General features: G+C 44.7%; 9 protein-coding genes and 1 pseudogene. 5 read left to right on the plus strand and 5 right to left on the minus strand.

Annotated features, from left to right (window positions below):
- Positions 1–42 precede the first annotated feature (42 nt).
- Both AB4405_RS08125 and AB4405_RS08130 read right to left on the minus strand, forming a co-directional pair.
- Entirely contained in the window at positions 43–432 is a 390-nt protein-coding gene (locus AB4405_RS08125) for a transporter (protein ID WP_372060365.1), read from the minus strand.
- A 228-nt stretch (positions 433–660) separates the two neighbouring features.
- Positions 661–3,015 (minus strand): DEAD/DEAH box helicase, encoded by a 2,355-nt coding sequence (locus tag AB4405_RS08130; protein ID WP_372060366.1) that lies wholly within the window; start codon positions 3,013–3,015, stop codon positions 661–663.
- Positions 3,016–3,265: 250 nt separating this feature from the next.
- On the opposite strand from AB4405_RS08130, the gene AB4405_RS08135 reads away from it, so the two are divergent.
- The 3 genes and pseudogenes from AB4405_RS08135 to AB4405_RS08145 all read left to right on the plus strand — a co-directional run.
- Positions 3,266–4,954: an NAD-dependent malic enzyme gene (locus tag AB4405_RS08135; protein WP_372060367.1), complete on the plus strand. Its 1,689-nt coding sequence runs from the start codon at positions 3,266–3,268 to the stop codon at positions 4,952–4,954.
- A 102-nt stretch (positions 4,955–5,056) separates the two neighbouring features.
- On the plus strand, positions 5,057–5,380 hold the full coding sequence (locus tag AB4405_RS08140; protein WP_372060368.1) for a DUF3392 family protein: 324 nt from the start codon (positions 5,057–5,059) through the stop codon (positions 5,378–5,380).
- 71 nt (positions 5,381–5,451) lie between these two features.
- Positions 5,452–6,096 (plus strand): annotated as a pseudogene (locus AB4405_RS08145) (vancomycin high temperature exclusion protein); the annotation flags it as partial.
- Positions 6,097–6,290: 194 nt separating this feature from the next.
- On the opposite strand, the gene AB4405_RS08150 reads toward AB4405_RS08145, so the two are convergent.
- Positions 6,291–7,589, minus strand: a complete 1,299-nt coding sequence (locus AB4405_RS08150) for a diguanylate cyclase (protein ID WP_372060369.1) — start codon at positions 7,587–7,589, stop codon at positions 6,291–6,293.
- Between the two features lie 213 nt (positions 7,590–7,802).
- Between AB4405_RS08150 and AB4405_RS08155 the strand changes: the two genes are divergently transcribed.
- Positions 7,803–8,627, plus strand: a complete 825-nt coding sequence (locus AB4405_RS08155) for a DUF2797 domain-containing protein (protein ID WP_102470620.1) — start codon at positions 7,803–7,805, stop codon at positions 8,625–8,627.
- Between the two features lie 103 nt (positions 8,628–8,730).
- Here the strand turns inward: AB4405_RS08155 and AB4405_RS08160 are convergent, their stop codons facing one another.
- Both AB4405_RS08160 and AB4405_RS08165 read right to left on the minus strand, forming a co-directional pair.
- Entirely contained in the window at positions 8,731–9,966 is a 1,236-nt protein-coding gene (locus AB4405_RS08160) for a cysteine desulfurase-like protein (protein WP_372060370.1), read from the minus strand.
- Complete coding sequence (locus AB4405_RS08165) at positions 9,950–10,606, minus strand: 2OG-Fe dioxygenase family protein (RefSeq protein ID WP_372060371.1); 657 nt, start codon at positions 10,604–10,606, stop codon at positions 9,950–9,952. Before AB4405_RS08165 ends, AB4405_RS08160 begins: the two co-directional genes overlap by 17 nt.
- Positions 10,607–11,132: 526 nt before the next feature.
- On the opposite strand from AB4405_RS08165, the gene trxB reads away from it, so the two are divergent.
- Positions 11,133–12,089 (plus strand): thioredoxin-disulfide reductase, encoded by a 957-nt coding sequence (trxB, locus tag AB4405_RS08170; RefSeq protein WP_372060372.1) that lies wholly within the window; start codon positions 11,133–11,135, stop codon positions 12,087–12,089.
- Positions 12,090–12,167: the final 78 nt, after the last annotated feature.

Below are 12,167 nucleotides of genomic sequence, written 5' to 3' on the forward strand. Positions count from 1 at the left end.
CTTCCTCTCTTCGTTTAAAATATCAGTACTTTAGGCCGTAAGCTATAGTGACTGCTCAACGGTAATGATGACATCATCAGTGCCATCAGAAATGATAGTCACGTGACTTTTATTTTGGATGACGTCGATTTGATTGTCATCAAGCGGATATGGCATCACTACCTTCAAACACTCAATATTTTCTTGACGCGCTAGGCGAATAAGCCGAATTAAATTCAGCTCATCACTTTGACGTGTCGAAAGCGCTTTAAGAGCCTCATCCCATAACCGAGAATCCACGTCTGACGAATCTTTGGTGCTGGCTTTCCATGCTTCGCCAAACACCGGCGCTACCGAGCTCAATGCTTCTAGAAACGTCCATTTTTTATTACACGATGCTCCAAGAAAGCTCGTATAGTCAAATTCTACTTCGGTTATGACCTTATCAACCATAGCCACTCCAACTTACTGGATGTTATCTAGTTACTACTATTGTTCATCACTCTATATATAGCAATAGGATATATTAAAATCATCTTTTATTACTCAAATGACGTATAAAACGTGATATAAAAAGCGAATTAATAACAATTCAAGAACAAAATTTCACCACTTTGTATTCTCTTAATTAACGGATTTCTCATACCGTTTTCAGACCCGCTTATTGATAAATATGTTAGCTTATCGCAGGTCAATCACTCGACTCGCTTTCTTGTAACGGACCTTCCACCCCGACCAAGATGGTAATTCTTTCCGTAGCGGATCACCCTTGCGGCTGCCTGAATCAAAGCTGATCTGCACGAGTTTACTTCGCCCAGAATACGCAACGGTAAGCCTCAAACCACTCAGTTGAATCTTGAGCGGGTATTTTTGCGCGAAATCATCATATTCCCAATCTGGAATGCCATCAAAAACAAAGTCTTCCACATCTAATAGCTCAAGGTCATTTAACGATGTGACCCCTAATGCCATCAATTGCTCAGCTAACCATTCTTCTAACGTCTGTATTTCAGTGGGCTTTTTGCATTCAGACAACCCTAGATCGAGATAAAGTTTCCAATGCTGCATTTGAGCGGATATACGAGTAGCTAAACCAAATAACACTTGCTCCTTAACGATGGTCTGAACGATCACATCTAAAGTGGTATCCTCCTCCAAATCAAGCTCACGCGTCGCAATGGTCCGCCCCGCATAACGCAGCTCTTCTATACCTCTCAAGCCCTGTTTAGTATTGACCGTTTCTTTAGCTAACCACTGCCCAACACCAGCAGCTTCTACCATCGATAATCTAATAGGCATTACCACTGTCGCTAAACTCATTGTCTCTTTGAGACCTCTTCCCGGTAGGCTATGTATTGAGAGTACTAATGCAGCCTCAGAGGCTGGCTTCATTCGAGTCTGTCGGCCAAGTAACACCTCCATCTTGCCGTTTCCTAGCGCCTCTTTTCTGCGTTTACGTCGAACAAACAACAAATCTTTATTGGCGTTTATCATCTCAAGACACCATTGGGATCGGTCATATCGAGACGCCACCTCAAGAGAAGGTAATTCGAACACCTCTCTCATTTGTTGTGATAGACCTCGAGCTTCTTTCAGCCCTTCCTCATTAACAATCAGCCCTTTAAAGATCTTCCCTCTTACGAGTCCCACCAGTAAATTACCATCACACCCGTCAGGCTCCTGCTTATCCAATGAATCCAACCCTTCTTCATTGTTAGCAAGCTGGTATAGATTACCGGTTGCGCACAGTGCCGCCGTCAAATCAATCATGACTTCTTTGAGTGCTTTGGTCGGCATTTTAGTAATAAGGTCGGCATAAATTGTATCAACGGGTAATGGATAAAGCTGACGCCCATGTAAAGTGACACCGGAGTCATCAAGTGCGCCGAGTTCACGCAATTGCTGCTGAGCTTGCTCGAGAGCCTTGTTTGGAATCGCGTCGATAAAGCTTAAATTTTGTATCGAATATCCGCATGTCGCTGCCGCCAATGTCGGTTCAACAATCGACTCACGCTGTAACTCTGGCGGTGTCACTCTATCAAGCGCAGCATGCTCTCCATAAAGCCGAATACACTGCCCATTCATCACTCGACCAGCTCGACCACTTCGTTGCGTCGCACTGGCCTTTGAAATATGCCCAAGCATCAGTGTAGTGTGACCATTTCTTTGCACATTACGACGCTCCAAACCAGAATCTATGACCAATTCAATGTTTGGAATCGTTAAAGAAGTTTCAGCAATATTGGTCGCTAACACAATTTTTCGCTTGTTCTGCGCCGTCATCGCCAGCACCCTTTCACTGTCGGTTACCGCAGCATAAAGTGGGGCGAGAACTACATCATACTGATCAGAGAATGTGCGCAATGTAGACACTGCTTGCTGAATTTCTTTTCTCCCTGGAAGAAAAACCAGCACGTCGCCGGTTAATTCATCCCAGCAAGATGCGATTGCTTGTCTGATACGAACGTCTAGTTCGCGGCTATCGGGTAACTGTCTGCTGTCTGACCTTATGTGTTGGATCTGCACATCATAATTACGCCCCTTCGCGACAAGACGTTTTGCGCCAAAATAGTCAGCAAGTTTTTCACCCTCAATCGTCGCGGAAGTAATCACGGTTTTATGGCTCTGAGTTTGCTTCAATAGAGCCACCAGCAGGTCTGTGTCCCAGCGGCGTTCATGAAACTCATCGATAATAACAATATCAAAGGCCGATAGTTGGTTATCGGCAAACCACCGCAACGCCACGCCTGGAGTAACAAATATAACTTGAGATGATTCTTGGTATCGACTTTCTAACTTAATCGCATAGCCAATACGTTGCCCGACTTTTTCTAGTAAAGACTCCGCCATGAACCCAGCCAGCGAAGTGCAAGCAATCCTGCGTGGTTCCACCACCAACACTCGCCCCTGCTCCATCGCCCAAATTGGCAAACGTGTCGATTTTCCAGACCCAGTTTCAGCTTCCACCACTAAGTGATGTTGAGTAAGGCGTTGTTTAAATTCAGCTTCAATATAATCGATGGGCAAAGAGGTCATATGAATACTATTTTGTTAGAGGATTATTATGTAATTAAGTACCTATTATTCATTTAGGTGAATAGTAAGCACTTAACGCAAAACTTGATTATAACTGGGGTTAATGCCGGATTCGAGGTGCATTATTTACCGTTGATGAAGTCCACACAAATCGTTAACAAAACGTCATCGCGATATGCCCTAAACTATGGTAAATTACGCGCCTAAAACGTGCTCAACTTTATCTCCACTGTTCCCAAACAGGTAACTCATGAACAACAATAAACGACCGCTCTATATCCCATATGCAGGGCCAGCCCTACTCAGTACTCCTCTTCTTAACAAAGGCAGCGCTTTTAATAATGAAGAACGCATGTCTTTCAATTTAGAAGGACTGCTACCGGAAACCACTGAGACCATTCAAGAGCAAGTTGACCGAGCGTATAAGCAATACACCAGCTTTGAAAGCGATATGGATAAGCACATTTATCTGCGTAACATCCAAGATACCAACGAGACACTGTTTTATCGCTTAGTTCAGAACCACATCTCGGAAATGATGCCAATCATCTATACACCGACTGTGGGGGCTGCATGTGAAAACTTTTCCAATATTTACCGCCGTGGCCGTGGGTTGTTCATCTCTTACCCGAACCGTGATCGTATCGACGACTTGCTAAACAACGCTCGTAACCACAATGTCAAAGTCATTGTAGTCACCGATGGCGAACGTATTTTAGGGTTGGGAGATCAAGGCATTGGCGGTATGGGGATTCCTATTGGGAAACTGGCGCTATATACCGCGTGTGGGGGTATCAGCCCGGCTTATACACTTCCTATCGTATTAGATGTAGGGACGAATAACCCTCAACGACTCGCGGACCCTATGTATATGGGCTGGCGACATCCGCGAATCACGGGCGACGATTACCGTGCTTTTGTTGAAGATTTTATCCAAGCCGTGCAACGCCGTTGGCCTGATGCCCTAGTTCAGTTCGAAGATTTTGCACAAAAAAATGCGATGCCATTGCTTGAGCGCTATAAAGATCGCATCTGTTGCTTCAACGACGATATTCAAGGTACGGCAGCCGTGACGGTTGGCTCATTACTTGCTGCTTGTCAAGCGGCTGGCAGCAAGTTGTCTGAGCAGCGTATTACGTTCCTAGGAGCCGGATCTGCGGGTTGCGGCATTGCTGAAGCCATCGTCGCTCAAATGGTATCTGAAGGAATTAGCGATGCACACGCACGCTCACAAGTCTTCATGGTAGACCGTTGGGGCTTACTACAAGACGGCATGCAAAACCTTCTTGATTTCCAACAACGTTTGGTTCAAAAACACGCCCAAACAGCGGATTGGGAAAGTGACAACACTGGCTTCTCATTACAGGACGTGATCAAAAACGGTAAGCCAACGATACTCATTGGTGTGTCTGGCGCCCCTGGTCTATTCAGTAAAGAGATCATTCAAGAGATGCACAAGCACTGCGAACGCCCAATTGTGTTCCCTCTGTCAAACCCAACCAGCCGCGTTGAAGCAACGCCAAATGACATTCTTCGCTGGACGAATGGGCAAGCATTGGTTGCAACAGGCAGTCCATTTGATCCAGTTGTTGTCGAAGGCAAAACCTACCCAATCGCACAGTGTAACAACAGCTACATTTTCCCTGGTATTGGGTTAGGTGTACTTGCTGCGCAAGCATCACGCGTCACTGATGAGATGCTCATGGAATCAAGCCGTACGCTTGCAGAATGTTCACCTCTCGCTCAAAAAGGATTTGGACAGCTATTACCACCCCTTGAAGAAATTCATTTGGTATCGAAGCGTATTGCTTTTGCTGTTGCTAAAAAGGCGATTGAGCAAGGCGTAGCAAAAGAAACCTCAGATGACACGCTACGAGACGCCATTGAAGACAACTTCTGGCAACCGGTCTACCGTAAATACAAACGCTCAGCGTTTTAATCGGAATCCGAATCACACTTAAGTGATATTTCATCGATAGGCCCTTGTTTAAAAGGGCCTTTTTTGTATTTAATAGCCCGTTATTCCTTTTGAGAAATCACTATGTTCGATATCTTCGCCCCCGGCGGCCAAAGCCTTCATCCTTACCTTCAACAAATATCCACGGCACTTGTTGCCTGTTTACTTGTCGTATTAGGAGGTGATATCAATCGCCTATTGAGGAATTTACTTCGCAATACTAATTTCATAATTCGCACAGTCTGCTTTATAATCGTCAATGCTTTTGGGTACGGGCTTGTCATCATTAAGGTAACCCCCCTGTTAGAGCAGCTTTTAGCCGGCCTAGCACCAGGGCTTATGTTTAGCATCGTTGTTATTAGTTTTGTGAGTATCGGGATTTGGGCTCAAAGGAATCGTCAGATTTAGTGACCTTTAGAAACAACAAAGGAACATTACTCTCTTCACCATTACTCTCTTTTTTAAAGAGAGCGCTTCGTATTGGCTGTTATACCGTCATATTGTTCATTATATTCGTTGCTTCCATCGATCGCTGGGTAAGCTGGCAAGCCCAAGACCGCATTTTCACCTCAATTGATGAGATTGATAACGTCCAAGTTGGCGTTGTTTTAGGCACAAGTAAGTACTTAGGGCGGACACTCAACGAGTATTATGCGCACCGAATTGACGCGGCAATTGATCTATATAATGAAGGGAAAGTCTCGCATTTTTTATTAAGCGGCGACAACGCCCATCGCTCGTATAACGAACCTTGGACAATGAAACGTGACCTTCTTCGGGCCGAGATCCCAGAGCAAGCGATCCACTTAGACTACGCCGGCTTTAGGACTCTTGACTCCATTGTTAGAGCTAAGAAGATTTTTGATACCGATGATTTTTTGATTATCACGCAAAAATTCCATTGCGAACGCGCATTGTTTATTGCTCGCTCTTACAATATCAATGCCACGTGCCTGGCCGTGTCTGGCCCGACATCGAAATCCGGTTATTCCATTCGTTTACGAGAAGTCTTCGCAAGAACAAAGGCCTTTTTAGACTTATATATTATGGACACACAGCCAAAGTTTTTAGGTCCTAAAGAGCCGATTATCTCCGAGGAAGCCCTGCTATCCGTTGAGCCTTTAACTTCTAGTGAGTCTATAAGTTCTATGGAGTCTATAAGTTCTATGGAGTCTATAGCCAACGAGCCTATAATTTCTATTGAGCCTTCTGAACCGGTCTCGCCCACCGTCCCTCTCATGCCCACTTCGCAAGTCGTGTCTGAAAAATCTATTGATTCAAAAGAACAAGCAGAAAAAAATCACGCCTTTGATGATCGCTAATCTCGACACACGACTCGATTACGACCTTTCACTTTGGCTTGATACAGCGCATCGTCCGCCGCCACAATAGCCGCTGATATATCGCCATTTTTCACGTCAGCAACACCGATGCTGCACGTTATAGGGTCACCATGGATCCATAAATGCTTCGTCACGGAACTGCGCATTTTTTCAGCACGGCTCACCGCTTCTTTTATGGTCGTGTCTGGGCAAAATATCACAAACTCCTCTCCCCCCCATCTGACGAGTTTATCCTGTGGCTGGATCAGGCTCGATAGTACTAAAGAGAACTCTCGTAAAATGTCATCACCAGTGGCATGCCCATACTGATCATTCACCGATTTAAAGAAATCAATATCAGCGAACAGCACGCAAAAAACGTCATTACTGTCTTTTAACTGCTGACTTTGACTCACTAACCATTCCCGTACAGCGTGACGATTACGAATTCCGGTAAGTGGATCTTTATGCGCGAGCTGTGAAAACTTAATGTTTTCATTACGCAATTTTTCATTAAGTCTGGCTAGGTAGGCTTCTCTTGCGAGTGCTTTATCCGCTTGGCGTTTATTATTTCGAAATTCAATCAGTACGATAATAGTGGTGCATACCATCCAAAATGCTAATAATGACAAAAATAAGGTTTCGCCCTCTATGTAGCGCCCTTTCAGTCGAATCGACTTCACTGTTATTTGGTGCTTGCCGAGCTCAGCATCAGAGCCAGTAGCGACCTCAAATTTGTTGACGTTCGTTAGCTCTAGAGCACTATATTCGATCGGAATGTGATTATCGGTCAGCCACCATGACATAACTTGAAAATTATCGAGAGGGATCTCTAGCGTCTCGTTCTCACCGCTGAGTGTGACCGTAATTCCGTTATATTTATGCGTGTACTCATCAGAGATGCTCGAATACGCAGGATTAAAGTTACGTAGATAAATTCGAACGGTTGGGGCCTCACTCGGTTTAGGAGCAGCATAAGCAATCTCAAACTCCAACGTATGATAGCTCGACAAGTCCCAACCTTTCGTTGAGTCCGAACTGAAGTGCACGGATAACCCGCAATAAGGCCATTCATAGCTTCCCTGGATCAACTCACACGTCAGCACCGCGGATTGGGAGTTGATGTCGATGGAGGAGGTACTGCTGCCTCCATCTTGCTTATCGTTGGTCGCCACGTAATCGAAAGTGTATGGGGACAAAATAAGCTGCTTTTCCGCGCCCCACAACCGATAAGACTCAATAATAATTAGCGTGAACACCACCATGGTAAGAAGAAACTTATACGACCACTTCATGACTATCCGGATCTACTTTAATATTGATATTACTTCCATAACACTAGCATTAGTCTGAGAAATTTATCAATAGGTATTCATATAACTTTATGAACTCCATCGCGTACTCAGCCATCTTTCTAAGATTAGCTGGTCCTTGCTTCACTAACTATTAAAGATCACAACAAACAGATTTGCTACACTAACGAAAACAACAATATATAGAGTAATGTCATGTCACTTCTTGCATCTGGTACGCTGTCTAAAATGCGTGCCTCTCTCGACTCAACCGTTCACTACCGCCTTCCTGTTGGCGAGGAAGAAATTGAGTTATCTTCCTTCATCGGTCGCACTCTCACTCTCACTCACACTGGTAATATTTTTTGCAGTGCATGTGGTAAGAAAACCAAAAAAAGCTACGCTCAAGGCCATTGTTTTGTTTGTATGCGTAAATTGGCAAGCTGCGACATGTGCATCATGAAGCCTGAAACCTGTCACTACGACGCCGGTACGTGTCGCGAGCCAGAATGGGGCGAAGCGAACTGCATGGTGGATCACTTTGTCTACCTGTCGAACACATCCAGTTTGAAAGTAGGCATCACTCGCCACACACAAATTCCGACGCGCTGGATTGATCAAGGGGCGACACAAGGCTTGCCTATTTTAAAAGTGTCGACTCGCCATATTTCAGGGCTAATTGAAGTTGAACTTGCAAAGCACATTGCCGATAAAACCAATTGGCGCACATTGCTAAAAGAAGATGGCTCACCACTTCCATTACAAGAAAAAGCCCAGCAGCTTTTACCGCTCGTTGCCGATAAAATTGAAGAAGTTCGAGCAAAATACGGGGCTGATTCGGTTGAAATTCTCAGCGAAAATATCACATCATTAAGCTACCCAGTACAAGAGCACCCGGTTAAGATCAAATCTCATAATTTTGATAAAGAACCGGTCGTGACTGGGATTTTGAATGGCATTAAGGGCCAGTATTTAATTTTTGATACCGGCGTGATTAACATTAGAAAATTTAGCTCATATGAAGTTGAAGTTTCTGAGTAAAGCCCTTCACTGCGTTAGTATACGGCCGTATGACAAAAGCCGCACTCTCACCGTTCATGATCGGTGAGAGTGTTGAGTCATGGTAATCGCAGCTTTCTTATCTTCAATCCCCGCGGTGTAGCAACTCAATAGCATCAAAAAACATATCGACATCAGCAAGCGTGTTGTAATGCATAAAACCCACACGCAACACACCGCCGCTTTCTTCTATGCCGAGCTGCCTCACCAAGCCTAATGCGTAGAAATGACCGTTCCACACGCAGATGTTTTGCTCACCTAGCGCCTTCGCCATATAGTCGGGAGAATAGACATCCGATCGAAGTGCGAAAGTCGGCGTCCTTTGCGTATGATCCGCATTCGAGCACCCAAATAAACTCAAATAATCGAGTCTACATAATCGCTCTAAAAAATAACGACTGAGTTGCTCTTCATGTTCCGCAATCAGACTGGAAGCCGACACCAAGCGCTCCCGTAGTTCGTGCCCCTGTCCCCAGTGAGCCAAATACTCAATCGCTGCGATTAGACCCGCTAACGCCTCAAAACTTTGAGTCCCCGTTTCAAACCGTCCCGGTCCTAAATCAGTCGCAGGTTCAACTTTATAAGGGACGAGTGACTGAATACGTGCAGGAGAAACATACGCGATACCAAGGTGTGGACCAAAGAACTTGTAGGCAGAACAAACTAGATAATCACACCCTATACGTTGCACGTCGATCAAAGCATGAGGTGCAAAATGAACGGCATCGACGTAAACCTGAGCCTCCACTTTCTTCGCTGCCGCCACGATACGAGCAAGATCCGTCACAGACCCAGTGGTATTGGAAGCGTAAGTCACGGCAACCAGTTTAGTATTTGCAGTGAGTAATGATTCAAAGTGCTCATAATCAAGCGTGCAGTCTCGCTCATCAACTCTCACTTGCTTAACTATGGCACCTTTATCATCAGCAGCTTGTTGCCAAGATGACACATTAGAGTAGTGATCGAGCGCCGTCACAATAACCTCATCACCTGGCAACCAATCTCGCGAAATAGTCCGGCTGAACTGAAACGTCAAAGACGTCATGTTTGCGCCAAACACTATGTTGTCACTACCTTCAGCATTTAGAAATTGCGCCGCCATCGCTCGCGCTTTCGTCATCAAATCAACCGTGTATACACTCGAAAAATAGTGCCCTCCTAAATTAGAGTTATAGCGCCCTAAATATTGGGTTATGGCCTCTAAAACGCTGCTAGGCACTTGAGATCCACCAGGACCATCTAAAAAGACAACCGGCTTATCGTTAAAGGTTTGTCCTAGAGCAGGAAAGCATTGCCGGGCAGAGTTAGGAGTGAAGTGCATTGTTACCCTCCTTAGCGGTTAGTACAAATACATCCATATGGCCTTCACTTTTGTTGTCAACACAGCGAATAGGTTGTGCGTTATGCCACAAACGATGGTCATCTAAAATTGCGACTTCACCATCTTCAAGCACTTTTCTAAAGAACGGAGCTTCGTGATTATCGTTGTACAACATCACTTCGCCACCTACGATGTTTTTGCGCTCAACCCCAACGATGGCGATATGATCAAATCCATCTTGATGTATCCCTTCTGGTGCCACTTGAGTTTCATCGTAGACGGCGGCTATACGCATTTGATGAATCTCTATTTCTTGCCCATCTGGTAATTGATTGGTTGCCATAAATAAAGACACGAGCTCGTTCATTCCTGCACTTTGTAGTGTTGCCGATGCGATTGGCTCAAAATTTCGGATTACATTCCCTTGAAAGTGATTAAAGTGTTCGGTCTGAACAAAATCATGCTTGTCTTCTTCAACCACTTTTCCCGCTACAGCTCGAATCACAGAGTATCGACGAAGGCGATATTGGCCGTCTGCATGGGCCGTGTTCGGGAGTTTAGAAAAAGAGGGAGACAGCTGCCGAATGGCTTCAGCACTAAGTTGGGTAAGATGTAAGGTATTTTCATTTGAATGTAACATAGTCTTTGCCTTAGTTATTTGCATCCAAAACCACAGGAGCAACATTTTTATTACATTAATCAAACATCAATAACACCAAGCGTTCAACTTTTTATAGCATTAACATCTAACAAGGGCATAAATACAGCACAAGACTTCAATTAACACCAAAGAAAGCAGTCAAACATGCCAAATTTCGTTCAAGCGTCGTTAAAAAAGCAGCACAGGTGACTAGCGCAATAAAATAAGTGCAATAATTTCAAATAGATACCAGAAGAACATGATGAGATAGAGCACTATTTTTTCATTCGACGTAGTTATTCGTTGTTGATGGAAATCAGGATCGATTAGGCCCGATACAGCATCGATAACGTAATTCGACGTTTCCACCACGGCAACTTTTTACACATATACAATGCTTTTTGTAAATATCCGCATAAGTTAGTGGTTAGGTGTTGATTCTTCTCCTCAAACCCCAATATATTAGGCATAGATATAACGAGTAGCTCAACATCGCTGCCTAAAAACAAAATGAAGTGAGATTAAAATGGCTGATACGAAACACTGTAAATTGCTGATACTTGGCTCAGGTCCTGCTGGTTATACCGCAGCGGTATATGCTGCACGAGCAAACCTAGATCCCGTGCTGGTCACAGGAATGCAGCAAGGTGGGCAGCTTACAACCACTACTGATGTTGAGAATTGGCCAGGTGACGCAGACGATCTTAGTGGCCCATTGCTTATGGATAGAATGAAGCAACACGCTGAAAAATTCGACACAGAAATCATCTTTGACCATATTAATCACGTTGATTTCAGTGAACGTCCATTTAAGCTCAGTGGTGATAGTCAACAATATACTGCCGACGCTGTGATCATCTCGACGGGCGCTTCAGCAAAATACTTAGGATTAGAATCCGAAGAAGCATTCAAAGGTCGTGGCGTGTCAGCTTGTGCTACTTGCGATGGCTTTTTCTATCGCAACCAAAAGGTAGCCGTCGTAGGTGGCGGAAATACAGCCGTTGAAGAAGCGCTTTATTTGGCGAATATTGCATCAGAGGTGCACTTAGTTCACCGACGTGAGACATTTCGTGCAGAAAAAATCCTTATAAAACGCCTTATGGATAAAGTCGCGAGCGGCAACATCGTTCTTCACACTGACCGAACACTTGATGAAGTGGTGGGCGATGAGATGGGCGTCACCGGCATCAATGTAAAAGATACACAGACTGGTGAGGTCGAACATATTGAAGTGATGGGCGCATTCATCGCGATCGGCCATCAGCCAAACACTGACCTTTTTAAAGATCAGTTAGAAATGAATAACGGCTATATAGTGGTTCAATCCGGTCTAGAGGGGAACGCAACACAAACCTCTATCCCTGGCGTTTACGCCGCAGGCGATGTCATGGACCATAATTATCGCCAAGCGATTACGTCAGCAGGCACAGGTTGTATGGCCGCACTAGACGCCGAACGCTTTTTAGATTCTGCCGAGTCCTAGGCCAATTGTAAAACCTTAGAACCCAGTGGTGTATACACTGGGTTCTTTTTTGTATACTCCCCGCTTCTTCTAAGAATA

Source organism: Vibrio sp. 10N.261.51.F12 (genome assembly GCF_041471725.1).
Classification (GTDB): domain Bacteria; phylum Pseudomonadota; class Gammaproteobacteria; order Enterobacterales; family Vibrionaceae; genus Vibrio.